This is a genomic window from Rhodovulum tesquicola (genome assembly GCF_024128855.1).
Classification (GTDB): Bacteria; Pseudomonadota; Alphaproteobacteria; order Rhodobacterales; family Rhodobacteraceae; genus Rhodovulum; species Rhodovulum tesquicola.
The window spans coordinates 52,373-76,291 of the sequence record NZ_JAMYDV010000005.1 but is presented as its reverse complement, the minus strand read 5'-3'; the positions used below and the strand labels follow the sequence as shown (position 1 = coordinate 76,291).

Genomic DNA, 23,919 nt, shown 5'->3' with positions numbered 1-23,919 from the left:
ACAGCCCCGGGCGCCGCCCCTCCGGCGGCCCTGCCCGGGCGCCACGCACAGCGCAAGAGGCAGGCCATGGCAGTGGGTGTGTTCGATTCCGGTCTTGGGGGGTTGACGGTGCTGGATGCCGTCGCGCGGCGGCTGCCCGACGTGCCCTTCGTCTATTTCGGCGACAATGCCCATGCGCCCTACGGGGTGCGCGATGCCGAGGACGTTTACCGGCTGACCACGGCGGGCGTGAGCCGGCTGTTCGAGGCAGGCTGCGACCTGGTGATCCTGGCCTGCAACACGGCCTCGGCCGCCGCACTCAGGCGGATGCAGGAAAGCTGGGTGCCGAAGGACAAGCGCGTGCTGGGTGTGTTTGTCCCGCTGATCGAGGCGCTGACCGAACGGCAATGGGGCGACAATTCCCCCCCGCGCGAGGTGGCGATCAAGCATGTGGCGCTGTTTGCCACGCCCGCGACGGTCGCGAGCCGCGCGTTCCAGCGGGAACTGGCCTTTCGTGCCATCGGTGTCGATGTCGAGGCCCAGCCCTGCGGCGGCGTGGTCGATGCGATCGAGCAGGGCGACGAGATGCTGGCAGAGGCGCTGGTGCGCTCCCATGTCGAGGCGCTGAAACGGCGGATGCCGCATCCGGAGGCCGCGATCCTGGGCTGCACGCATTATCCGCTGATGGAGCGCGCCTTTCAGGACGCGCTGGGCCCCGAGGTGCGGGTCTATTCGCAGGCGAATCTGGTGGCCGAAAGCCTGGCCGATTACCTGGGCCGCCATCCCGGGATGCTGGGGCCGGGCACCGAGTCGATGTTCCTGACCACGGGCGATCCGGCGGCGGTGTCGAACAAGGCCACGCAATTCCTGCGCCGCCGCATCGAATTCCGTGCCGCGTGATTGCGGGCGTGGCCCGTCGCGTCTAGAACCCCATCCGTCACCAGCGGGGAGCGCAAGATGACCCATTCCGTCGCCATCCTGGGCGCCTCGGGCTATACCGGGGCCGAACTGGTCCGGCTGATCGCCACCCATCCCGACATGCGGATCGTGGCGCTGTCGGGCGAGCGCAAGGCGGGCCAGCCGATGGCCGCGGTGTTCCCGCATCTGCGTCACCTGGACCTGCCCGATCTTGTGCGGATCGAGGAGATCGACTTCGCCGCGGTCGATCTGTGCTTTTGCGCGCTGCCCCATGCCACCAGCCAGGAGGTGATCCGGGCGCTGCCGCGTAGCCTGAAGATCGTGGACCTGTCGGCGGATTTCCGGCTGCGCGATCCGGCGGCGTACGAGAAATGGTATGGCAAGCCCCATGCCGCGCCCGAATTGCAGGCCGAGGCGGTCTATGGGCTGACCGAGTTCTATCGCGACGAGATTTGCGCCGCCCGGCTGGTCGCGGGCACAGGATGCAACGCGGCGGCCGGGCAATATGCGCTGGTCCCGCTGATCCGGGCGGGCGTGATCGACCTTGACGATATCGCGATCGACCTGAAGGCAGGCGTTTCGGGGGCGGGCAGGGCGCTGAAGGAGAACCTTCTGCATGCCGAACTGTCCGAGGGGTTCCATGCCTATGCGGTCGGCGGCACCCATCGCCATCTGGGCGAGTTCGACCAGGAGTTCAGCAAGGCGGCCGGGCGCAGGGTCGAGGTGCAGTTCACGCCGCACCTGATTCCCGCGAACCGGGGCATCCTTGCGACCTGCTGGCTGAAAGGTGATCCGCAGGCCATCCATTCCGCCTTGGCAAGGGCTTACGAAGGTGAGACCTTCCTCCAGGTTCTGCCTTTCGGCGAGCATCCCTCGACCCGCCATGTGCGGGGGTCGAACTTCGTCCATCTGGGCGTGGTGGGGGACCGGCGGCCGGGCAGAGCGGTGGTGTTCGCGGCGCTCGACAACCTGACCAAGGGGTCGTCGGGGCAGGCGGTGCAGAACGCGAACCTGATGCTGGGGATCGCGGAGGAGACGGGGCTGATGCTGGCGCCGTGCTTCCCCTGACGGAGTGAGACGATGCGCGGACTGAAGAAGCAAAGACGGATACAGATCATCCTGGTGGCCTTTGTGGCGCTGGGTATTTCCACGGCGCTGATCGGCTATGCCATGCGGGACGGGATCAATTTCTTCCGCTCGCCCAGCCAGATCGTGGCCGAGCCGCCCGCGCCGACCGAGGTGTTCCGCATCGGCGGGCTGGTCGAGGAAGGCAGCCTTCAGCGCGGGCAGGGGGAGACGATCCGCTTTTCCGTGACCGATGGCGGGGCGGCGGTCCCTGTCACCTATACCGGCGTGCTGCCCGACCTGTTCGCCGAGAACCAGGGCATGGTGGGCACCGGCCGGCTGATCGACGGGGTGTTCGTGGCGCATGAGATCCTGGCCAAGCATGACGAAAGCTACATGCCGCGCGAGGTCGTGGACGCGCTGAAGGAACAGGGTGTCTACCGCCATGCCGAGGGCGAGGCGTCCGGCGGCACCTGAGCCCTCGTACCGGGCCGTTGCACCAGCGCACGGTGGTCTCGGGCCGCGTTAACCGCGACTGATACAATATGCCCCCCGCTTCGATTGACGAACGGGGGGTCTTCATGCGCACCGTCAGAGAGCTTGCGGAACAGATCGTCGCCCGGGAGGGCGGCTTCGTGAACGACCCCGACGATCCCGGGGGGGGCACGAAATACGGGGTGACGCTGGGCACGCTCAAGGCGCTGGGGATCGACAAGACCGGCGACGCCAGGGTGACCGAGGCGGATGTCCGCGCGCTGACCCGCGAGGATGCGGTCACGATCTTCATCGATCATTACTTCCGTCGCCCGCGCATCCACACGCTGCCCGGGCTGCTGCATGCGTCGGTCTTCGACATGTATGTGAACGCGGGCGGAAACGCGGTGAAGATCCTGCAACGGCTGTTCAACGACATGGGCCAGCGGATCGCCGTCGATGGCGTGATCGGGCCGAAGACCGCGCTTGCCGCCGAAACCGCCGCCGCCGCCGCGCCCGAGCATATCGTGGACGCCTATGGCATCGCACGGCGCAATTACTACTACGCCATCGCCGATGATCGGCCCGCCAGCCGCAAGTTCGCCCGGCGCCGCGATGGCGGCAAGGGCGGCTGGATCGTCCGTGCAGAGGAATTCATCTCGGTCCGCTATCACCTGAGCGAGGCCGAACACCGGGAAAGGACGTCGAAATGGGGCTGAAATTCGGGCTGGCCAACGTGCTGTTCGGGGTCGGGCGCAATGTCATCACCGAGACGGCCGAGGTCTTTCGCGTGAATGCCGAGGCCGCCGACCAGCGCGCGGCGGATCTGCAGCGTGCCGCGCTGGAGCAGTTCGGCCATGAATTCGCCCATCCCCAGCGCTGTCTGTTCGACCGGCTGGTGGATGGCATGAACCGGTTGCCGCGTCCGTTCCTAGCCCTGGGGACGGTGTTCCTGCTGGTCTCGGCGATGGTCGATCCGATCTGGTTCTCGTCGCGGATGCAGGGGATCGCGCTGGTGCCCGAGCCGCTGTGGTGGCTTCTGGGAGCGATCATCAGCTTCTATTTCGGCTCGCGCTACCAGGCCAAGGGGCAGGAGTTCCAGCGCTCGATCGCCGAGACCATGGCGCGGAGCCCCGTGGTGCTGGAGAACCTGCGCGCTCTGGACCAGCTTGAAAAATCCGTAACCGCCGCGCCGCGGCAGCCCGCCGCGCCCGCCACCGCCGCGGCGCCGGTCGATCCGCGTCCGGCACCGGTGTCGGCCCCGGGGCCTGTGGCGGGGCCGAACCCTGCGCTCGACGCCTGGAGGTCCACGGAATGAGCTTCGCGTTCGCCACCGATCTTTGCGTGCTGGGGGCGCTTGGCGCCATGGCCGCCTTCTGGAAACACGACCGGACCGAGCCCCCGAGCAGCGCGTTGGTGCTTGCGCTGATTGGGGTCGGCCTGGTGGTGGCGCTGTTCTAGGGCGGCGGCAGGGCGGCGGGCCTCCCGTCAGCCCCGCCTGCGCCGCCGGGGACGGTCCGGGCTGTCGGAATCGCCGGTTCCGTCCGAGGCCGAGGAAAAGCCGCCGAGCCGCGCGGCGATCTCGTCGAGGCTGGGGCGCGGGCCGGTGGGGCGGGTTTCGAGGGCCGTGCGCATGGCGCGCAGGTGGTCGGGCGTGGTGCCGCAGCAGCCACCGATGATCCGCGCCCCGCAATCGCGCGCAAGCACCGCGTAATCGGCCATCAGTTCGGGCGTGCCGTCGTAATGGATATGCCCATCGTGGTATTTCGGGATGCCCGCATTGCCCTTGGCGATGATCGGCCGTTCCGATCCGGCCGCGGCAAAGCCCAGCACCGTGCGCAGCAGGTCGGACGCGCCGACGCCGCAATTCGCGCCGAAGGCAACGGGTTTCCAGGCAAGCCGTTCCACCAGTTCGACCAGATCGGCCGCGGTCAGGCCCATCATGGTGCGGCCCGCGGTGTCGAAGCTCATCGTGCCGCACCAGGGCATGTCGGCCAGCCGGGCGGCCTCGGCCGCGGCCTTGTACTCGTCGGCCGCGCTGATCGTCTCGACCCAGAGGATATCGGCGCCGCCGGCCTTGAGCGCCTCGGCCTGCTCGTGGAAGATCTCGACCGCCGAGGCGAAGGACAGCGGCCCCATCGGCTCCATGATCTCGCCGGTCGGCCCCATCGACCCCGCCACGACGACGGGACGGCCCGCGGTATCCGCCACCTCGCGGCCCAGTTCGGCGGCAACGCGGTTCAGCTCGCCCACCCGGGTATGAGCGTCATGCAGTTTCAGCCGCGCGGCGTTGCCGCCGAAGGAATTGGTCAGGAAGATGTCCGATCCCGCCTGAACCGCGCCGCGATATAGCGCGCGGATCGCGTCGGGCCGGTCGGTATTCCAGAGTTCCGGTGCCTCGCCCGAGGACAGCCCGATATTGAAAAGATTGGTCCCCGTGGCGCCGTCGGCCATCAGCCAGTCGCGGGACGCGAGCAGGTGGGAAAGCGCGTCGGTCATCGGTCACGTCCTTTTCGAAACGGTGCTGCTGCCCGCCGGAGGGGGCCGCCGGTCGCGATCGAGGGAACGGGGCACGCGCCCGGCGGGGCCGCGCGTTCAACGAGGCGCGGGCGCCTCAGGTTTCGTTCATGATCTGGTCCTTGGCGACGGCCATCAGTTCGGACATCTTGGCGCGGATCGTCGCCTCGTCGGCACGGTCGCCGAGATCGCCGGCCACCTTGCGATAGACATCTTCTTCGCCGGGTTCCTCGAAATCGGCCTTGACCACCTGCCTGGCGTAGTCGAGCGCGGCATCTTCCGACATCCCCATCAACTCTGCCGCCCAGAGGCCCAGAAGCTTGTTGCGTCGGGCCTCGGCCCTGAACTGAAGTTCGGAGTCATGGGCGAACTTGTTCTCGAAGGCGTTCTCGCGATCTTCGAAGGTGGTCATTGGGGTCTGGCCCTCCTGGGATTCCGCATTCGAGAGCCATTTAAGGGAAGAACGCCCCGATGCCTAGGGGCAGCCTGCCCTTCGGGCACGGTTCTTCGCCCCCCGGGTCGTCATCCTCGGGCCGAGCGGTGCTCGGTCTCGCTGCGCAGGGCCGCCAATCCGCGCCGCAGCCCGGCATTCAGCGCGCGTTCGGTCAGCCCCGGCAGGAGGCGCGCAAGGCCCGAGGCCACGGAGGCCTCGATGGTGGCCAGCGTTCCCCCGTCGCGCGGCGCGAGTGTGAGCAGATAGCCGGCCTGAAGCTCGCCGGCACGTTCGATCCAGCCGATGCTGCCACAGGGTTCCAGCCGGGCGATCCGTGCGCACAGGGTCAGCCCGCGCGCATTGGTCCAGATCAGGGACGCGCCATCGGCAAGGGGGCCGCCGACATTCACCCTGCGGATGGCGGCGTTCCAGGCGGGCCAGCTTTCGAAATCGGTGAGGGTATGCCAGACCCGTTCGCGGTCGGCTTGTATGAACTCCTGTGCCAAGGTTCGCACAGGGGCTGCGTGATCGACCACAGGCCGGTCCATCAGCTTTCCTTTCGGCCCTTATCAGGGCTTGGCAAGTCACGCCCTACAACCAAAGGGCGAACGGCTTTCTACCCGAGCGGGAATTTTTTGCAGCCGAGAATGCAGGCGTCAATGCATACATTGGTCTCGGGTTGGCCGGTATGGGGCAAGGCGTGGCACCGCGGTCGCCCCCTGATCGTGCAACCGGGCCCGCCTGCGCCGCCTTGCGGCAGGACCGTCCTTGCCCTAAAAGCGCAGCACAGGTGCGCGGGGCGGTCGTCTCCCGCGCCATCCGGATTCGGAGTATCCATGGCAAGGCGCAAGAAGATCTACGAGGGCAAGGCGAAGATCCTGTACGAAGGCCCCGAGCCCGGGACGCTGGTGCAATATTTCAAGGACGACGCCACCGCCTTCAACGCCGAGAAGCATGACGTGATCGAGGGCAAGGGCGTGCTGAACAACCGCCTGTCCGAATTCTTCATGACCGGGCTGAACGCGATCGGGGTGCCGACCCATTTCATCAAGCGGCTGAACATGCGTGAGCAGTTGGTCCGCCAGGTCGAGATCATCCCGCTGGAAGTCGTGGTGCGCAACACCGCCGCCGGGTCGATGTCCAAGCGCCTGGGCATCGAGGAGGGCACCCCGCTGCCGCGCCCGATCGTCGAGTTCTACTTCAAGGACGATGCGCTGGGCGATCCGATGGTGACCGAGGAGCATATCATCGCCTTCGGCTGGGCCAGCCAGCAGGATCTGGACGACATGGTGGCGCTGTCGCTTCGAGTGAACGACTTCCTGTCGGGCGTGATGATGGCGGTCGGCATCAAGCTGGTGGATTTCAAGATCGAGATCGGCCGGATCTGGGACGGCGACTTCATGCGCCTCGTCGTCGCCGACGAGATCAGCCCCGACAGCTGTCGGCTGTGGGATGTCAAGACCGGCCAGCATCTGGACAAGGACGTGTTCCGCCGCGATCTGGGCAGCCTGACGGATGCCTATTCCGAGGTCGCCCGGCGGTTGGGCGTGCTGCCCACGAACGTAACCCACGCATCGAAGCCGACCCTGATCAATTGAAAGGGCAAGCGTGTCCGGCTTGTGTCATCACAAACCCGCCCCGGACATGACCCCACACGCGACGGCGCCCGCGGCAAGCACAGGCGCAGGTGATCCCAGAGGACGGGCGGGGGCGGCAGGGCCGCCCGCGACCCGGGCAAGGCCCCGGGCAAGGGTCCGGGCAAGTCAAGGAAGGACGACAGGATGAAGGCCCGCGTGCATGTTATGCTGAAGGATGGCGTTCTGGACCCGCAGGGTCAGGCCGTGGCGCATGCGCTGGGCACGCTGGGCTTTCAGGGGGTGGGCGAGGTGCGCCAGGGCAAGGTGATCGACCTGGACCTGGCCGAGACCGACCGCGCCGCCGCCGAGGCGCAGGTGCGCGAGATGTGCGAGAAACTGCTCGCGAACACGGTGATCGAGCGTTTCGACATCGAGATCGGTTGAGGACGGGGACCGCGATGAAAGCTGCCGTTCTCGTCTTTCCCGGTTCCAACTGCGACCGCGATCTGGCCGTGGCGTTCCGCAATGCGGGCGCCGAGGTCACGATGGTCTGGCACAAGGACAATGCGCTGCCTGCGGATGTCGATGTCGTCGGCATCCCCGGCGGGTTCTCGTTCGGCGATTACCTGCGGTGCGGTGCGATTGCCGCGCGCTCGCCGATCACCCGCGCGGTGATCGAGCACACCCATCGCGGCGGCTATGCGCTGGGCATCTGCAACGGCTTTCAGGTGCTGACCGAGACCGGTATCCTGCCCGGTGCGCTGATGCGCAATGCGGGGCTGAAATTCATCTGCAAGCCCGTCGATCTGACGGTCGAGACCGCCGACAGCGCCTTTACCGCCTGCTACGCAAGGGGGCAGGGGATCACCATTCCCATCGCCCATCACGACGGAAACTACGTCGCCGATGCCGATCTGGTGGCGCGGCTGCGCGACGAGGACCGGATCGCGTTCACCTATCAGGACAATCCGAACGGCTCGACCGCCGGGATCGCCGGGATCCTTTCGGAAAACCGTCGGGTTCTTGGGTTGATGCCGCATCCCGAACGCGCCGCCGAGCCTGCCCATGGCGGCACGGACGGGGCGGCGCTTTTCCGCTCGCTTGTCGGTGCGCTTGCGCTGGCCTGAGCGGGGCGCGCTTGAGCGCGGCCGCGCCGAAGCGTAACCTGTCCGCATGCTGGGTACCCTTCGCCAGTCGAGGATCGTCCGCCCGAAAGGGGCGGGCGGCTGGGGCAAGCGCTTCGCGTTGCTCCTGCTGGTAGCGGTTGCCGTGGCGACGGTCTGGGTCACCAATACCTGGCTGACCGAGCGGTTCACCGAGAATACCCGCAACCGCGCGCAGGTCCGGCTGGCGCTGTATTCGGGCAGCGTGGTCAGCGAGTTGCAGCGCGCCTCGGTGGTGCCGCTGTTGCTGTCGCGCGATCCGATGCTGATCCAGGCGCTGGACAGCGGCGATTTCTCGCAAAGCTCGCAGCGGCTGATCTCCTATGTGGACGAGATCGGCGCGGCCTCGCTGATGCTTCTGGACAATGCCGGCCGGGTGGTGGCGGCGACCGACCGTGCGCAGATCGGCACCGACCTGCGCGGCGCGCCCTTTTTCGTCGAGGCCCAGCGTTCCAACGATACCGTGTTCATCACCTCGCGCACCGAGGCGGGCGCGTTTTCCTTCACGCATTCCCGTGCGATCACCTCCGAGGGCCGCAGGGCCGGCGTCATCGTGGTGGGCGTCGATCTGGCCAAGTTCGAGAAGAGCTGGGCGGGCATCGCGGATGCGATCATCGTCACCGACAGCGAGGGGCAGATCATCCTGTCCACCGAGCCGCGCTGGCGCGGGCGCACGGTCGACGAGGCGCTGGCCGTGCGCTCGCCGCCCTCGGCGATCCGGCGCGCGCTGCAGGTGACGGCCGATTGGGGCGCCTTGCCGCCCGATGCCTATCTGATGGGCGAGGCGGTGATGCGCAACGAGGCGCGCGTTCCCTTCCGCGGCTGGCGGATCGTCTCGTTTACCACCTATGTCTCGGTGCGCGAGAAGGTCAACGCGGTCCTTGCGCTGGAGATCATGGGCTTTGCCATCCTGCTGGCGGGCACCTTCTACCTGATGTCGCGCCGGGCACAGTCGCGTTCGAGGGTGTTCCAGCGCGAGACCGCCGAACTGCGCGAGCTGAATGCGCGGTTGCAGCGCGAGATCGCCGAGCGCGAGCGCGCCGAGCAGAACCTGCAGGTCGCCGAGCAGACATTGGCGCAAAGCTCGAAACTGGCGGCGCTGGGCGAGATGTCGGCCGCGGTCAGCCACGAACTGAACCAGCCGCTGGCCGCGATGAAGACCTATCTGGCCGGTGCGCGGCTGTTGTTGCAGCGCAAGCGGCCGGACGAGGCGCTGTCCTCCTTCCAGCGGATCGACGACCTGATCGAACGGATGGGGGCCATCACGCGCCAACTGAAAAGCTATGCCCGCAAGGGTGGTGACGCGTTCGAGCCGCTGGACGTGCGCTCCTGCGTGTCGGGCGCGTTGTCGATGATGGAGCCCCAGCTGAAGCGCCGCAAGGTCACGATCACCCGGACCCTGCCGCGCGAGCCGGTGATGGTGATGGCCGACCGGGTTCGGCTGGAGCAGGTGATCATCAACCTGCTGCGCAACGCGCTGGACGCCACGCGCGACTCGGCCGAGCCGCAGGTCGATGTCATCCTGTCGGCCGGCGAGACCGCGACGCTGACGGTGCGCGACAACGGTCACGGGATCGAGGATCTGGACCGGCTGTTCGAGCCCTTCTACACCACCAAGCAGCCCGGCGACGGTGTCGGGCTGGGCCTTGCGATCTCGTCTGGGATCGTCAACGACCTCGGCGGCCGACTGACCGCGCGCAACGGGCGCGAGGGCGGGGCCGTATTCGAAGTCCAGCTCCCGATACTGAACCGGGACATGGAAGCTGCGGAATAAGGACCAGGAATGCCACAGGCCATGAAGATCGCCATCGTCGACGACGAGCAGGACATGCGACAGTCGATCAGCCAGTGGCTGGCGCTGAGCGGGTTCGAGACCGCCACCTTCGCCCGCGCCGAGGACGCGCTGAAGGAGATCGGTCCCGATTTCCCGGGCGTCGTCGTCACCGACATCAAGATGCCGGGCATGGACGGGCTCTCGTTCCTGAAGAAGCTGATGAGCCTCGATTCCACGCTGCCGGTGATCATGATCACTGGCCATGGCGATGTGCCCATGGCGGTCGAGGCGATGCGGATCGGCGCCTATGACTTCATGGAGAAGCCGTTCAACCCCGACCGCATGACGGAACTGGCCAAGCGGGCGAGCCAGGCGCGGCGGCTGGTTCTGGACAACCGGGCGCTGCGTCGCGAACTGGGCGACGGCTCGGTGCTGGTCAAGAAGCTGATGGGCTTCTCCCCGGTGATGGAGCGGCTGCGCGAGGATATCCTGGATCTGGGACAGGCGGATGGTCATGTGCTGATCGACGGCGAGACCGGCACCGGCAAGACCCTGGTGGCGCATGCGCTGCATGCGGTCGGTCCCCGGGCGGGCAGGAAATTCGTGCAGATCGCCTGTGCCGCCTGCGATCCCGACGCATTGTCGGCCCGGCTGTTCGGCCCGGTCGAGGAAGGCGGCGCGCTTCCGGCGGTCGAGGAGGCCCGCGGCGGCACGCTGTGCCTTGAGGATGTCGAGGCGCTGTCGCCCGCCTTGCAGGCGCGGCTTCTGACCTTCATCAACGATCAGGGCAGTCCTGCGGAGACGCGCATCATCGCGGTGTCGAACCTGCAGGAGCAGGACAAGACCGTCGAGGACGTGCTGCGTCCCGACCTTTACTACCGGCTTGCGGCGATGAAGATCACGCTGCCGCCGCTGCGCAACAGGGGTGAGGATATCCTGACGCTGTTCAACCGGTTCTCCGAGCAGTTCGCCGAGGAATATGGCTGCGACGTGCCCGAAGTCAGCGCACAGGAGGCCGCGCAACTGATGCAGGCCCCCTGGCCCGGAAATATCCGCCAGCTCATCAACATTTCCGAGCGCGCGGTGCTGCAGAGTCGGCGCGGCTCCGGCACGATCGCCAGCCTGCTGATGGCAGACAACGAGGCGACGCGGCCGGTGATGACGACCGAAGGCAAGCCGCTGAAGGAATATGTCGAGGCCTTCGAACGGATGCTGATCGACAACACGATGCGCCGTCACAAAGGCTCGATCGCGGGCGTCATGGAAGAGCTTTGCCTGCCCCGGCGCACGCTGAACGAGAAGATGGCCAAGTACGGACTCAGCCGCGCCGACTATCTCTGAGGCGGAATGGGGCGGAAAAAGGCATTGTGTTTGGCGGTCAAGTGCCGCTAATGTCGCCCAGCGGTGCACTGTCCTGAGCGACATGCCCCTGCGACGAACGAGTTTCGCTGTTCGCGCGTGCCGCGGCAACATGTCCCGGAGCAGCACGAAACAGACCGATCGGGTTCGACAAGAACCCACCGCATCCCCGGGACCACAGCGGCCGCCGGGTACCACCAACGGATGCCGCGCCCCCATGCGGCATCGGAGACGAACCGCGATGGAGCGCGCCGGACAGAGCAGGCACGGAACGGGAAGGCCAAGCGCCGCCCGACGTCCGCTTGCGCGCGCCCACGCCCCAACAAGACACCCACCGCGCCGCGCTGCCCCCCCGGGGTCAGTCGGTCCGCCGTGGTGCAAAGAATTGACATGGCAAAGAAAATGCTCATCGACGCCACCCATGCGGAGGAAACCCGCGTGGTTGTGGTGGACGGATACAAGGTTGACGATTTCGACTTCGAAAGCGTCAACAAACGGCAACTCGCCGGCAATATCTATCTAGCGAAGGTCACCCGCGTGGAGCCCTCGCTCCAGGCGGCCTTCGTGGATTACGGCGGCAACCGCCACGGTTTCCTGGCCTTCTCGGAGATCCATCCGGATTACTACCAGATCCCGGTGGCCGACCGCGAGGCGCTGCTGGCCGAGGAACGCGCGCTCGCCGAGGCGATGGACGAGGACGAGGGGGGCGACAAGCCCCGCCCCAAGCGGCGCAGCCGGTCGCGCCGTTCGCCGAAGGACGAGGCGATGGAGGTCGAGTCCGCCTCCGAGGCCGATGTAGAGGTGCAACCGGAAGGCGAATCGTCCGAGCCCGAGGCGGAGACCGGGGACGACACTCCGCCGTCCGCCACGATGGCGGCTTCGGCCCGCAGTGACGATCCGGTCGAAACCCGCGAACCCGCCAGCATTCCCGGTATGGATGTCGTCGATCTGGGCGAGGAAGACGTGGCTGCCCTGCCGGTCGAGGATGCCGCCGATGCGGCCAAGCCCCGCCGTCCGAGCCGGCGTCGGCGCAAGCCCGCGCGCAAGTCGGGCGAGGCCCCGGCCGACACCGACGCCCCGTCGCCCGAGCCGGTGGCCGAGGAGGGCGAGGACAACAGCGTCGATGTTGTCGAGCGCGATGACCAGATCGAGTCGATCGCCGAGGAGGATGTGACCGAGGAGATCCGCAGGCCCAAGCCGCGACTGCGGCGCTACAAGATCCAGGAGGTCATCAAGGTCCGGCAGATCATGCTGGTGCAGGTGGTCAAGGAAGAGCGCGGCAACAAGGGCGCGGCGCTGACGACCTATCTGAGCCTCGCGGGCCGCTACTGCGTGCTGATGCCGAACACCGCCCGCGGTGGCGGCATCTCGCGCAAGATCACCAATGCCGCGGATCGCAAGAAGCTGAAGGAAATCGCGGCCGAACTTGAGGTGCCCGAGGGCGCTGGCCTCATCATCCGCACGGCGGGGTCGCAGCGGACCAAGTCCGAGATCCGGCGCGACTACGAATACCTGCAACGGCTGTGGGAACAGATCCGCGAGCTGACGCTGAAATCCATCGCGCCCGCGCCGATCTACGAGGAAGGCGACCTGATCAAGCGGTCGATCCGCGATCTTTACTCGCGCGAGATCGACGAGGTGCTGGTCGAGGGCGAGCGCGGCTACCGCGTGGCCAAGGACTTCATGAAGATGATCATGCCGTCCCACGCCAAGAACGTCCGGCATTACACCGAGCAGATGCCTCTGTTCGCGCGCTTCCAGGTGGAAAGCTACCTGTCGTCGATGTTCAACCCGACGGTCCAGTTGAAATCGGGCGGCTACATCGTGATCGGGGTGACCGAGGCGCTGGTGGCGATCGACGTGAACTCGGGCCGGGCGACGAAAGAGGGCTCGATCGAGGAAACCGCGCTCAAGACCAACCTGGAGGCCGCCGAGGAAGTGGCGCGGCAATTGCGGTTGCGCGACCTTGCCGGGCTGATCGTCATCGACTTCATCGACATGGAAGAGCGCAAGAACAACGCCGCCGTCGAGAAGCGCCTGAAGGACAAGCTGAAGAACGACCGCGCCCGCATCCAGATCGGCCGGATCTCGGGCTTCGGCCTCTTGGAGATGAGCCGCCAGCGGCTGCGCCCCGGCATGATCGAGGCGACGACCCAGCCCTGTCCGCATTGCCACGGCACCGGGCTGATCCGGTCCGACGACAACCTTGCGCTGGCGATCCTGCGCCAGCTTGAGGAAGAAGGCGTGCGCGCCCGCTCGCGCGAGGTGCTGCTGAAGGCGCCGATCGGCATCGTCAACTACCTGATGAACCAGAAGCGGGAGCATATCGCCCAGATCGAGGCGCGCTATGGCCTGTCGGTGCGGGTCGAGGCCGATCCGTTCCTGATCTCGCCCGATTTCTCGATCGAGCGGTTCAAGACGGCCACAAGGGCGGTTCCCGAAGTCAGCGCGCCGGTGATCTCGGTCGACACCTCCGACATGCCCGATCTGGCCGAGGAGATCGAGACAGCCGAACCCGAAGCCGCGCCCGCGGCTGTGGCGGTTGCCGGGGAAGAGGACAAGCCCAAGAAGCGCCGCCGCCGTCGTCGCCGCAAGAAGCCGGGGCAGACCGACGAGGAGGCGCGGCTGGAAGAGGCGGCGGCCGACGAGGACGAGGCCGAGGAAGGCGCCGCAGGCGAGGCGGAGGCTGTGCCGCTGGCGGATGCGGCCGAGGACGCGGGTGAGGCCGAGACAGCGCCCAAGAAAGGCCGCAGCCGACGCTCGCGAGGGTCCCGGGCAAGCAAACCAGAGCCCGCAGCCGAGCCCATGGCGGAGGATGCCGAGGCCGAGGCGATGCCCGAGCCAGAGGCGGAAGAGGCCGCGTCCGACGTTCAGACCGGGGCCGCGGCGATGCCGGAGCCCGAGGCGGCGGAGGCTGCGTCCGACGTTCAGACCGAAGCCGCGGCGATGCCGGAGCCAGAGGCAGCAGAGGCCGCATCCGACATTCAGCCCGAGACCGAAGCCGAGGCCCTGCCCAAGGTCGAGGCAGAGGCAGAGGTGCAGCCCGCACCGGCGCCCGAACTGGTCGAGCAAGGGGACGAATCCGCCAAGGCGGAGCCAGCATCGCGCAAGCGCGGCTGGTGGTCGCTGGGCCGTTAGGGACAACAGAAATGGCCCGGTTCCCCTTGGGGGCCGGGCTTTCTAGCCTCTACGGATCAGGTAAAACTGCGCGCCATCGCGCTCTTCCATGGCGATGAATTCATGCCCGGCCTCGCGGCAGAAATGCGGGATGTCGATCATGGCCATGGGATCATCGGCCCAAAGCCGCAGCACCCCGCCGGGGTCGATCTGCGCAAGCGCCTTGCGCGCCCTCAACACGGGCAGAGGGCAACGCAACCCCAGCGCGTCTATCTCGAGTGCCACCACCATCTTCGCGTGCGTAAGGCGCTTGCGGCGTCCTGTCCACGGCTTTGTGAGGCCGGGTGGCGTGACGAATGGCGCGGCTTGGGGTAAGCCCGAACCGAGCAAGGAGGCGGAATGTTCGGAATCGAGGTGATCGACGCTGGGCTTCTGCCCGCGATGCTGGTGGCGCTGGCCGCAGGTGTTCTGAGCTTTGTCAGCCCCTGCGTGCTGCCCATCGTGCCGCCTTATCTCGCCTATATGGGCGGGATCAGCATGGGCGAGCTGACTGGCCGGACCGGGACGCGGCGCAGTGCGCTGGCGCCCGCGCTATTCTTCGTGATGGGATTGTCCACGGTCTTTCTGCTGCTGGGTTTCACCGCCTCGGCCTTCGGCGCGTTCTTCCTGCAGAACCAGGAATGGTTTGCGCGTGCCGCAGGCGTGATGGTCATTCTGTTCGGGCTGCATTTCCTTGGCGTGTTCCGCATTCCGATCCTCGAGCGCGAGGCGCGGCTGGATGCGGGCGACCGGGGCGGTTCGGCCCTGGGGGCCTATCTTCTGGGGCTGGCCTTTGCCTTTGGCTGGACGCCCTGCATCGGCCCGCAACTGGGCGCGATCCTGTCGCTTGCCGCCTCCGAGGCGGATGTGGCCCGCGGCACGCTTCTGCTGGGGGTCTATGCGGCGGGTCTGGGCGTTCCCTTCATCCTGGCCGCGCTGTTCATCGAGCGGTCCATGGGCCTGATGAACCGGCTCAAGCGTCACATGAAGCTGATCGAAAGGTCGATGGGCGCGCTGCTTCTGGTGGTCGGTCTTGCCTTGGTGACAGGTGCCTTCAGCGCGTTCAGCTACTGGCTGCTCGAAACCTTCCCGGGGCTGGCAACTCTCGGTTGAACGACCTAGTCTTGCGCCGCGGCGGCGGCGAAGGGCTGGGGCGGGATGACGGGCAGCGGGGGGCAGGTCGGGCGGCGGCGGGTGCTTTACATCCCCGGCTTTGACCCGTTTCCGCCGCGCCGCTACCGTGAACTTTTCCGTCGCGAGGCCGCAGAACAGGCGCGCATCTCGGGGTTCGAGATCGCCATTCCCCCCGGCGGTTTGCCCGGGGGTTGGACGGTGAGGGCCCGGATCGAGGGTGCCGAGATCGAGACGCGGATCGAGGTGCTGGCCTGGTCGGATATCGTGCGCGCCTCGATGTCGTCCTCGATCCCCGCGACCTATGCGCAACTGGTCCGGACGGCCTGGACCTATCTCGGCTCGGGGGCGCTCTGGCGGCTTGCACGGCTGAGGAAAGGGCCGACCGTTGCGGCGCTCTACCCGATCGCGGTGCTGCTGGGGCAACTGGCCGTCGCGCTGATGCTCGCGCGGGGTCTTGGCGGGCTGCTCGCTCTGACCGGGCTGCCCCTTGCGGGCTGGCTGGGGCTGGTCGTGGTCTGGCCGGTGCTGGCGTGGTTTCGGGCGCAGGATGGCCGCGTCTTCGCCTGGTATCTGATGCATGACTTTGCGCACGCCGCCAGCCGGGGCGGCGCCTATCCGCCCGATCTGGAGGCGCGGCTGGCCGTCTTTGCCGACCGCATCGCCGCCGCGCTGACCGACGAGGTGGACGAGGTGCTGGTCGTCGGTCATTCCTCGGGCGCGCATCTGGCGGTGTCGGTTCTGGCCGAGCTTCTGCGCAGCGACCGCGTTCCTGCGAACGCCCCGGCGCTGTCGCTGCTGACGCTGGGGCAGGTCGCGCCGATGGTCGCTTTCCTGCCCCGGGCCTGGCGGTTGCGGGCCGATATGGCGCTGATGGCCGGGCAGGGGCCCATTCCATGGGTCGATGTGACCGCGCCGGGCGATGGCTGTGCCTTTGCGCTGTGCGACCCGGTGGCGGTGACGGGCGTGGCGCCGGTGCCGCAACGCTGGCCACTGGTGCTGTCGGCGGCTTTCTCGCAGACGCTGTCGCCCGCGCGCTGGCGGGCGCTGCGCTGGCGGTTCTTCCGGCTGCATTTCCAGTATCTCTGCGCCTTCGACCGGCCCGGCGCCTATGACTATTTCCGCGTCACCGCCGGGCCGCTGAGCCTTGGCGCGCGCTTTGCCGACCAGCCCCCGTCGCCCAGCCGCATCGCGACGCCCCGCAACCCCTTCACCTCGACCAGGCCATGACCCGGCCGCCCAAACCCGTTCCCCGACCGGACAAGGTCTCGCTCATCGGTTACATGCGCCGGTTCCGCAGCGATATCCTCTCGGCCCAGCCCGCGCGGCTTTACCGCGCCAGGATGGCCGAGTTCCGCACGCCGTTCTTCCACTCCTTCCTCGTGAACGAGCCCGATCTGGTGCGGTTGGTGCTGCAGGATCGGCCGCGCGACTTTCCGAAATCCGACCGGGTGCGGGTCGGGCTTGCGCCGCTTCTGGGGCAGTCGGTCTTTGTGACGAATGGCGCTGCCTGGGAACGCCAGCGCCGCATCATCGACCCGGCCTTCGAGGGGGGGCGGCTGCGCGATACCTTCCCCGCGATGGTCGCGGCGGGCGAGGCGGCGCTGGGCCGGCTGAAACCCGGCATCCGCGAGATCGAGGCGGTCACCAGCCATGCCGCGGCGGATGTGATCTTTCGCACGCTGTTCTCGATCGCGATCGAGGACGAGACGGCGGGCGCGGTGTTCCATGCCTTTCGCGACTACCAGCGCAGCCAGCCGCTGCTGAACCTCGCGGCCCTTCTTGCCGGTCGGGGCTGGAGGCCGCGGCTGCACGGGCGGCAAACGCGCGCGACGGCGCGCAGGATCCGCGACCTGATCGAGGGGCTGACGCAGGCGCGCGCGGCCGCGATCGCGGCAGGCATCGCGCCCGACGATCTGGCAACCCAGATCATGACGACGCGCGACCCCGAGACGGGACAGGGGTTCGATGCCGCCGACATGGTCGATCAGGTGGCGATCTTCTTCCTGGCCGGGCACGAGACCTCGGCCTCGGCGCTGGCCTGGGCGCTTTACCTGCTGGCAACCCATCCCGAAGCGCAGGACCGCGTGGCCCAAGAGGCCGCAGCGCTGCCCGAGCGGCCCGAGTTTTCGGACATGCGGCGGCTTGCCCTCACCCGCGATGTCTTTCGCGAGGCGCTGCGGCTTTACCCCCCCGTGCCGATGATGGTGCGCGAGGCGACCCGGGCGGAACGATTCCGCGATCGCGATGTGCCGCCTGGCGCCCAGATCGTGATAAGCCCCTGGCATCTGCATCGCCACGAACGGATCTGGGACCGGCCCGACGCCTTCGATCCGGGCCGCTTCGCCACGCCCGAGGGCCAGACATGCCTGCGCGAGGCGTTCATCCCGTTCTCGGCCGGTCCAAGGGTCTGCACGGGGGCCGGTTTCGCGATGGTCGAGGGGGTGCTTCTGCTGGCGATGGTGCTGCGCCGTTTCCGCTTTGCGCCGGTCAATGGCTGCGTGCCGGTGCCCGTGGCACATCTGACGGTGCGTTCGAAACACGGGATCTGGCTGCAGCTTGCGCGGCGTTGACCTGGGGCGGCGCAGAAGCTCTCGCGCGGGGCTGGCGCTGACGGGCTGGCGCAGCGGATTTCGGGGGGCGCGCAGCGGGGCAGATCGTCCATGCCCCGCGCCCTGGCAGCGATGACGAAGCCTTACCCGCGATAGTGGCTCAGCACATAGACCCGGATCGCCGAGGCAAGACCGGTTTCCATATCCCGCTCGGCGTCGATCTCGGCGGCCAGCGCGTTGATCGGCACGCCTTTCTCGGTCGCGATCTCGCGGAAGGCCGTCCAGAACACGTCTTCCAGCGACACGCTGGTGCGGTGCCCCTTGAGCGTGAGCGAGCGTTTGACCGGCCGGCCGTTCATTCGTCCTCGCGCCGGTGGGCGTCGAGCGTGGCACGGGCGCGGGTGTTTTCGGCGGCCTCGTGCGCCTTCTGGGCCTTGGTGCGGCCGAATTTCGCGGCGTTCTCGTCGCCCTTTGCGCGTTTCTCGGCGCGCTCGCGCGCCTTGCGGGCCGCGCGCAGGTTGACGACGCCGCCCGCCATCAGTCGGACGGCCCGATCATCTGCTCGGGCCGCACCACCCGGTCGAAGGTCTCGCCATCGACGAAGCCCAGCGCGATCGCCTCCTCGCGCAGCGTGGTGCCGTTCCTGTGCGCGGTCTTGGCGACCTTGGTGGCGTTGTCATAGCCGATCTCGGGGGCAAGCGCGGTGACCAGCATCAGGCTTTCGCGCATCAGCTTTTCGATCCGCGGCACGTTGGCCTGGATGCCGTTCAGCATCCGCTCGGTGAAGCTGTCCGCCGCGTCGCCCAGAAGCTGCATGGATTGCAGCAGGTTGTAGGCCATCATCGGGTTGTAGACGTTCAGCTCGAAATGACCCTGGCTGCCCGCGAACTTGATCGCGGCGTCATTGCCGATGACATGGGCGGCGACCTGGGTCAGCGCCTCGGCCTGGGTGGGGTTTACCTTGCCGGGCATGATCGAGGACCCGGGCTCGTTCTCGGGCAAGATCAACTCGCCCAGCCCCGAGCGCGGGCCGGAGCCCAGGAACCGGATATCGTTGGCGATCTTGTAGCACGAGCCCGCAACCGTCGCGATGGCGCCCGACAGGAACACCATCGCGTCATGCGCGGCCAGCGCCTCGAACTTGTTGGGCGCGGTGACGAAGGGCAGGCCGGTGATGCGCGCCATGTTGGCCGCCACCATCTCGCCCCAGCCCTTTTTCGTGTTCAGCCCCGTGCCGACCGCCGTTCCGCCCTGGGCCAGTTCGTGGATGCCGGGCAGCGCCATCTCGATCCGCGCGATGCCCTGACGGATCTGCTGCGCGTAGCCCGAGAATTCCTGACCCAGCGTCAGCGGCGTGGCGTCCTGGGTATGGGTGCGGCCGATCTTGATGATGTCGCGGAACTCGTCCGACTTGCGCTCCAGCCCGTCCAGCAGCTTGCGCAGCCCCGGCAGCAGCACGTCGCGCGCGGTCATCGCGGCGGCGATATGCATGGCGGTGGGGAAGGTGTCGTTCGAGCTTTGGCCCATGTTGACATGGTCGTTCGGATGCACCGGATCCTTCGAGCCGATCACCCCGCCCAGCAATTCGATCGCGCGGTTCGAGATCACCTCGTTGGCGTTCATGTTCGACTGGGTGCCCGAGCCGGTCTGCCACACCACCAGCGGGAAATGATCGTCGAACCGGCCCTCGATCACCTCGGACGCGGCCTTCACGATGGCCTTGCCGCGGGTGTCGTCCAGCGTGCCGAGCGTCATGTTCGCCTCGGCGCAGGCCTGCTTGACCACGCCCAGCGCGCGCACGATGGCGATGGGCTGCCGCTCCCAGCCGATGGGGAAATTCAGCAGGCTGCGCTGGGTCTGGGCGCCCCAATACCTGTCGGCTTGCACCTCCAGCGGGCCGAAGCTGTCGGTCTCGGTGCGGGTCTGGCTCATCGCGATCCTCCGGTCTGTCGTTGCTGACAGGCTATAGGCCGGGGAGGGACGCGGGGCAATGGGCCGGGCGGGGGGCTATTTGCGGAACTTGTCCAGGCTCACGACCTCGGCCTCGGTATGCCCCGAACTGTCGGTCAGGACGTTCGGGCCGGGGCCGTCCTCGTCATAACCCTCGTCGTCCTCGTCCTCGATCTGCTGGGTCTCGAAGCGCAGGCCGAATTCGACCGATGGGTCGACGAAGGTGCGGATCGCGTCGAAGGGGATATAGAGCGGTTCGGGCCGGTCGCCGAAATTCAGGGTGACCGAAAACCCGTCATGGGTCACCTCGAGATTCTCGAACCAGTGCTGGATCACCACCGTCATCTCCTCGGGGTAGCGGTCACGCAGCCAGTCGGCGAGGCCGACATCCGGTTGGGTCGTGTCGAAGGTGATGAAGAAATGATGATCGCCCGGCAGTCCGGTGGTGGCGATGCGGTCGAGCACCTTGCGGATCAGCTCGCGCATGGCAGCATGCATGAGGTTCCCGTAATCGATCCGGTCGGACATCGTCACCTAACCCTCGGGTTGAACGGCCCCAGCATAGGGGATTCGCAAGACAGGGGAAGGGGCTACCGGAAAAATCCGTCCCCGATCCCGAAGGCATGCCGGGACCGGATGCGATCGCCTAGCTGATCTTCTGTCCGCTCATCCCGATCATGACCGAATCGGAGGGCAGCAGGCCCAGTTGCTCGAAGAACGCGATGAAGTCGAAGCTGTTATAGGCCTCGGCGATCCTGTCGCCCTCGTAGCGGGCCATCAACTGGCCCATCACGCGCACCGGTTTGCCGTCACCCGGTCGTACCGCCGAGCATTCGATCAGGGCGGCGAGCCAGTCGCCCGATTCAACGGTCTTGACGATGCGCAGTTGCGGCGCCTCGACCAGATTGACCAGCGCCATCGCGAAGACGCCGATATCCTCGGGGCCGACCTGCATGTCGTCGATCAGGCCCGCGGCCTTGGTGTTGTCGGTGAAAAGTGAACCTACAGCTTCGAAATCGCCCTCGAGATAGACGCGGCGATACCAGTCCTCCAGTCGTTCGGTCCTGTTCATGCGCGTTCCCCTTTCTCTGATCGGATTTGTCCCAGAAAACGGTTAGCGAAGCATCAACGCTGGCACGCGTCCGGTTCGGATGATCCGGGGGAAGTGCAGGCTTCTGTTGCCAGGTGCCTGCGAACCCCGCCTTACGTTGCTAGACGCAAGGGCTTAGATTTGGTCTTGCGGACCGCTTACGCGGCCAGCGCCACCGGAGCACGGTTGTCATTGGCAACTATCATGCTTGCACCGATAACGGTGGTAGCTCACCGAGCGAAAGCATAACCCCTTTAGACGTCCGTCGATCCTGTTTCGGCCCCATGATCCCGCCAATGTGGGATTTTGGTGGAGCCGCCGGGTACCGCCCCCGGGTCCGATCCGCTTATTACGGGCGCGTTTATCGCCATAGTCCCTTGCGAGACATTTCGAATGTAGGCGGACGGCCCGAGTCGTGCAAGGGGGGGTCAGCTTCCGGGCAGCGAGGCGCAATGCGCCCCGCCCGAGGCCTGTCCCGAGCCGAGCGCCAGAAGGGGCGGCGCGGTAAAGGGGTCGAGCGGGCGCGAGGTCGCCAGATCGAGGGTCAAGACGCCCGCAACCGCGACCAGCAGGGCGACAACGATGGGTCTGCGGGTCATCGCCGCGCCTCCAGCCCCAGATAGGGCCTCAGCTTGATGCCGTACCATGATCCGGTGAAGGCCGCCGCGAACCAGGCCCAGCCGTGCAGCGAGCCGGTCGAGACACCGCTGAAGAGTGCGCCGATATTGCAGCCGAAGGCCAGCCGGGAGGAATAGCCCAGCAGGAACCCGGCGATGATGACCGCGATCCAGGCCTGGATCGGGTGGCCCGTGACCTTGGCGCTAAGCCCGTCGCGCCACCAGGCGGCAAGGGCTGCGCCCGCGATCAGGCCGATATCGGTCAGCGAGGTGATGTCGGTCAGAAGACTCTGCTCGATCCGCTCGACATTGGATGGCGCCGACCAGAAGGCCGAGCCCGACAGATCCGCGCCCAGCGCGGTTACCCCCTTGGCGACCCACAGCCCCAGTCCGTAGACCACGCCCCAGGGCTGGCCCGCGACCACCAGATGCAGGATCGCCAGCCCCGCCACGATCAGCGCCGCGGCCCAGAGACGGCCGGGCAGCATCCGCTTGCCGGGTTCGGCCACGGCAAGCGCGATCCCCGCCACCGCCGCCAGCGCCACCAGCGTCAGCGCCAGTCCCGCATTGCCCGACAGCGCCGCCACGGGCAGGCTGCCAAGCCCGGTCCACCAGGTCAGGTGATACGCCCCCGCGAAGCTGCCGATGCAGAAGAAGGGCAGGGCAACCGCGCTGACCAGATTGCCCGAGCCCGCATTGACCAGCGTGCCCGAGCCGCAGCCCAGCACGATCTGCATGCACATCCCGAAGACGAAGGCGCCGCCGATCATCGCATAGCCGACGGGGGCATGCGCGCCCACCAACTCGGTCGGGTTGGACGCAAGCAGCGGGAAGGCGATCACCGCCACCAGCCCGATGCAGATCATCTGCGCGACCATGCCGGTCGCGTCGCGGAACAGGATCAGCCGCCGCCACGGCCCGGTAAAGCCGAAGCGAAGCCCCTCCATCGCGAGGCCCAGCCCCAAACCGATCAGCAGAAGCGCGCCGTAGCGCGGTCCGGCCAGTGCCGCGACGGCCAGCGCCGCGGCAAGTGCCGCCAGGACCGCCAGCGCGCGGCCCCTCAGGCGCGGCGCGCTGCGCGCCTCAAGGGTGGTATCGCTCATGCTTTCCTCAATACTTGCCCGTCACACGGTTCCACAGGTTGCGGATCGGCCCTGGAACATTGTCCATCGCGTTTCCGGAATTGGCCCATCCGACCATCGAGTCGGGATAGAGCCGCACATCCTCGATACCCGCCAGTTCGCTCAGCGCGAACCAGTTGGTCGCGGCCCAATGGCCGGTATTGCAGAACGAGACCAGGCGGTCGCCCTGTTCGAAGCCGTTGGCGGCGGCAAGCCGCTCGACAATCGAAGGTTCGATCCGCGCGGGCGCGTCGCCGAACCAGCCCGAATGGATGAAATAGCGCGACTGCGGCAGGGTTCCGGGCCGGGCGGCGGCGTCATGCTTGGCATTGCCTTCCCAGAACTCGACCGGCCGGGCGTCGATCAGTTCGCCCGGCTGTCCACCTGCCACGATCGCCTCGATATCGGCGGTGGTGGCCAGCCATTCGTCGGAAAAGCTGACGGTGATGTCGCTGGGCGTGGGCGTGACCGGGCCGGTCTCCACGGGCAGGCTGGCCGCCTGCCAGGCGTTCATGCCGCCGTTCAGGATGGCAAGGGGCGCGACGCCGCTGGATTTCAGCGTCCAGTAGACCCGCGCGGCCGAGCCGAAATCGGTCTGGTCGCTGCCCTGGTGGACGATCACGGTGGGCCGGTCGGCCGTTACGCCCAGCGAGCGCAGCACCTCGGTCAGCCGGTCCTCGGGCACCAGCGCGCCGGGATTCTCGGACGGGCCTCTGAACAGGTTGTAGGGGGCATGCACCGCGCCGGGGATGTGTCCCGCCTCGAACAGGGTCTGTTCGCTGCCCTCGACCTTGCCGGGGCGGATGTCGAGGATCAGCGGGTCAACGCCATCGCGCGCCGCGTCTAGGGTATCGGCCTCGATCAGAGGGCCGAATTCGGGGGTCTGCGCCGCGGCGGGCAGGGCCGCAAGGACGAGGGCGAAGGCCAGGGGGGGAAGATGTTTCGTCATGTCGGTCACCTCTTTCTGATGGGCCGAACCTGTGGCGGCATAACGCGCGGCGCAATACCGCATGGCGCGACTCAGACTAGCGTGAATGCCGCAA

At 67.3% G+C, this 23,919-nt stretch carries 27 protein-coding genes and 1 other RNA gene; 15 read left to right on the top strand and 13 right to left on the bottom strand.

Features of this window, described 5'->3' with window-relative positions; translation table 11 throughout:
- The first annotated feature begins 66 nt into the window (after positions 1–66).
- From NHN26_RS06730 to NHN26_RS06705, 6 genes are all read left to right on the top strand, one after another.
- Complete coding sequence (locus tag NHN26_RS06730) at positions 67–879, top strand: glutamate racemase (protein ID WP_253088735.1); 813 nt, start codon at positions 67–69, stop codon at positions 877–879.
- Between the two features lie 57 nt (positions 880–936).
- Positions 937–1,965: an N-acetyl-gamma-glutamyl-phosphate reductase gene (gene argC / locus NHN26_RS06725; RefSeq protein ID WP_253088734.1), complete on the top strand. Its 1,029-nt coding sequence runs from the start codon at positions 937–939 to the stop codon at positions 1,963–1,965.
- A gap of 12 nt (positions 1,966–1,977) precedes the next feature.
- Positions 1,978–2,439 carry a cytochrome c maturation protein CcmE gene (ccmE, locus tag NHN26_RS06720; RefSeq protein ID WP_253088733.1) on the top strand — a complete coding sequence of 154 codons (462 nt, stop codon included), beginning with the start codon at positions 1,978–1,980 and terminating at the stop codon, positions 2,437–2,439.
- 104 nt (positions 2,440–2,543) lie between these two features.
- Positions 2,544–3,155 carry a holin-associated N-acetylmuramidase gene (locus NHN26_RS06715; protein WP_253088732.1) on the top strand — a complete coding sequence of 204 codons (612 nt, stop codon included), beginning with the start codon at positions 2,544–2,546 and terminating at the stop codon, positions 3,153–3,155.
- A complete protein-coding gene (locus NHN26_RS06710) occupies positions 3,146–3,754 on the top strand; it encodes a holin family protein (protein WP_253088731.1) in 609 nt (202 codons plus the stop codon). Before NHN26_RS06715 ends, NHN26_RS06710 begins: the two co-directional genes overlap by 10 nt.
- A complete protein-coding gene (locus NHN26_RS06705; RefSeq protein WP_253088730.1) occupies positions 3,751–3,897 on the top strand; it encodes a hypothetical protein in 147 nt (48 codons plus the stop codon). Before NHN26_RS06710 ends, NHN26_RS06705 begins: the two co-directional genes overlap by 4 nt.
- Before the next feature lie 27 nt (positions 3,898–3,924).
- On the opposite strand, the gene bmt is transcribed toward NHN26_RS06705, so the two are convergent.
- The 3 genes from bmt to NHN26_RS06690 all read right to left on the bottom strand — a co-directional run bounded on the left by bmt (position 3,925) and on the right by NHN26_RS06690 (position 5,934).
- Positions 3,925–4,935 (bottom strand): betaine--homocysteine S-methyltransferase, encoded by a 1,011-nt coding sequence (gene bmt / locus NHN26_RS06700; RefSeq protein ID WP_253088729.1) that lies wholly within the window; start codon positions 4,933–4,935, stop codon positions 3,925–3,927.
- Between the two features lie 115 nt (positions 4,936–5,050).
- Complete coding sequence (locus NHN26_RS06695; RefSeq protein WP_253088728.1) at positions 5,051–5,365, bottom strand: DUF1476 domain-containing protein; 315 nt, start codon at positions 5,363–5,365, stop codon at positions 5,051–5,053.
- A 110-nt stretch (positions 5,366–5,475) separates the two neighbouring features.
- The gene (locus NHN26_RS06690) at positions 5,476–5,934 is read right to left on the bottom strand and encodes an SRPBCC family protein (RefSeq protein ID WP_253088727.1); all 459 of its coding nucleotides are present in this window, start codon (positions 5,932–5,934) and stop codon (positions 5,476–5,478) included.
- Between the two features lie 288 nt (positions 5,935–6,222).
- Between NHN26_RS06690 and purC the strand changes: the two genes are divergently transcribed.
- The 6 genes from purC (at position 6,223) to NHN26_RS06660 (ending at position 14,397) form a co-directional block, all read left to right on the top strand.
- Positions 6,223–6,984: a phosphoribosylaminoimidazolesuccinocarboxamide synthase gene (gene purC, locus NHN26_RS06685; RefSeq protein ID WP_253088726.1), complete on the top strand. Its 762-nt coding sequence runs from the start codon at positions 6,223–6,225 to the stop codon at positions 6,982–6,984.
- Between the two features lie 183 nt (positions 6,985–7,167).
- A complete protein-coding gene (gene purS / locus NHN26_RS06680; RefSeq protein ID WP_253088725.1) occupies positions 7,168–7,407 on the top strand; it encodes a phosphoribosylformylglycinamidine synthase subunit PurS in 240 nt (79 codons plus the stop codon).
- Between the two features lie 14 nt (positions 7,408–7,421).
- Positions 7,422–8,090 carry a phosphoribosylformylglycinamidine synthase subunit PurQ gene (purQ, locus tag NHN26_RS06675; protein ID WP_253088724.1) on the top strand — a complete coding sequence of 223 codons (669 nt, stop codon included), beginning with the start codon at positions 7,422–7,424 and terminating at the stop codon, positions 8,088–8,090.
- Between the two features lie 46 nt (positions 8,091–8,136).
- Complete coding sequence (locus NHN26_RS06670) at positions 8,137–9,900, top strand: sensor histidine kinase (protein WP_253088723.1); 1,764 nt, start codon at positions 8,137–8,139, stop codon at positions 9,898–9,900.
- 9 nt (positions 9,901–9,909) lie between these two features.
- Entirely contained in the window at positions 9,910–11,241 is a 1,332-nt protein-coding gene (locus NHN26_RS06665) for a sigma-54-dependent transcriptional regulator (RefSeq protein WP_253088722.1), read from the top strand.
- A 408-nt stretch (positions 11,242–11,649) separates the two neighbouring features.
- Positions 11,650–14,397 carry a ribonuclease E/G gene (locus tag NHN26_RS06660; RefSeq protein WP_253088721.1) on the top strand — a complete coding sequence of 916 codons (2,748 nt, stop codon included), beginning with the start codon at positions 11,650–11,652 and terminating at the stop codon, positions 14,395–14,397.
- 42 nt (positions 14,398–14,439) lie between these two features.
- Here the strand turns inward: NHN26_RS06660 and NHN26_RS06655 are convergent, their stop codons facing one another.
- Positions 14,440–14,667, bottom strand: coding sequence for a sulfurtransferase TusA family protein (locus NHN26_RS06655; RefSeq protein ID WP_253088720.1), 228 nt, complete (start codon positions 14,665–14,667; stop codon positions 14,440–14,442).
- A 108-nt stretch (positions 14,668–14,775) separates the two neighbouring features.
- Between NHN26_RS06655 and NHN26_RS06650 the strand changes: the two genes are divergently transcribed.
- Genes NHN26_RS06650 through NHN26_RS06640 form a run of 3 tightly spaced genes read left to right on the top strand, consistent with a single transcriptional unit; the run spans position 14,776 to position 18,119 of the window.
- Positions 14,776–15,528 (top strand): cytochrome c biogenesis CcdA family protein, encoded by a 753-nt coding sequence (locus tag NHN26_RS06650; RefSeq protein WP_253088719.1) that lies wholly within the window; start codon positions 14,776–14,778, stop codon positions 15,526–15,528.
- A gap of 45 nt (positions 15,529–15,573) precedes the next feature.
- The gene (locus tag NHN26_RS06645) at positions 15,574–16,776 is read left to right on the top strand and encodes a hypothetical protein (RefSeq protein ID WP_253088718.1); all 1,203 of its coding nucleotides are present in this window, start codon (positions 15,574–15,576) and stop codon (positions 16,774–16,776) included.
- Positions 16,773–18,119, top strand: a complete 1,347-nt coding sequence (locus NHN26_RS06640; RefSeq protein ID WP_253088717.1) for a cytochrome P450 — start codon at positions 16,773–16,775, stop codon at positions 18,117–18,119. The genes NHN26_RS06645 and NHN26_RS06640 overlap by 4 nt, the downstream gene beginning before the upstream one ends.
- A 122-nt stretch (positions 18,120–18,241) precedes the next feature.
- On the opposite strand, the gene NHN26_RS06635 is transcribed toward NHN26_RS06640, so the two are convergent.
- The 9 genes from NHN26_RS06635 to NHN26_RS06595 form a co-directional block, all read right to left on the bottom strand.
- Positions 18,242–18,457: a ribbon-helix-helix domain-containing protein gene (locus NHN26_RS06635; protein WP_253088716.1), complete on the bottom strand. Its 216-nt coding sequence runs from the start codon at positions 18,455–18,457 to the stop codon at positions 18,242–18,244.
- Positions 18,454–18,636: a DUF4169 family protein gene (locus NHN26_RS06630; protein WP_253088715.1), complete on the bottom strand. Its 183-nt coding sequence runs from the start codon at positions 18,634–18,636 to the stop codon at positions 18,454–18,456. Before NHN26_RS06630 ends, NHN26_RS06635 begins: the two co-directional genes overlap by 4 nt.
- Positions 18,636–20,030, bottom strand: coding sequence for a class II fumarate hydratase (fumC, locus tag NHN26_RS06625; protein WP_253088714.1), 1,395 nt, complete (start codon positions 20,028–20,030; stop codon positions 18,636–18,638). The genes NHN26_RS06630 and fumC overlap by 1 nt, the downstream gene beginning before the upstream one ends.
- A gap of 75 nt (positions 20,031–20,105) precedes the next feature.
- A complete protein-coding gene (locus tag NHN26_RS06620) occupies positions 20,106–20,576 on the bottom strand; it encodes an SspB family protein (RefSeq protein ID WP_253088713.1) in 471 nt (156 codons plus the stop codon).
- Between the two features lie 118 nt (positions 20,577–20,694).
- A complete protein-coding gene (locus NHN26_RS06615; protein WP_253088712.1) occupies positions 20,695–21,120 on the bottom strand; it encodes a nuclear transport factor 2 family protein in 426 nt (141 codons plus the stop codon).
- 92 nt (positions 21,121–21,212) lie between these two features.
- Positions 21,213–21,563: a transfer-messenger RNA gene (gene ssrA, locus NHN26_RS06610) on the bottom strand.
- A 3-nt stretch (positions 21,564–21,566) separates the two neighbouring features.
- Positions 21,567–21,737, bottom strand: a complete 171-nt coding sequence (locus NHN26_RS06605; protein ID WP_165899225.1) for a hypothetical protein — start codon at positions 21,735–21,737, stop codon at positions 21,567–21,569.
- Positions 21,734–22,858, bottom strand: a complete 1,125-nt coding sequence (locus tag NHN26_RS06600) for a YeeE/YedE family protein (protein WP_132695319.1) — start codon at positions 22,856–22,858, stop codon at positions 21,734–21,736. The genes NHN26_RS06605 and NHN26_RS06600 overlap by 4 nt, the downstream gene beginning before the upstream one ends.
- Before the next feature lie 7 nt (positions 22,859–22,865).
- A complete protein-coding gene (locus tag NHN26_RS06595; RefSeq protein ID WP_253088711.1) occupies positions 22,866–23,825 on the bottom strand; it encodes a sulfurtransferase in 960 nt (319 codons plus the stop codon).
- Between the last annotated feature and the right edge of the window lie 94 nt (positions 23,826–23,919).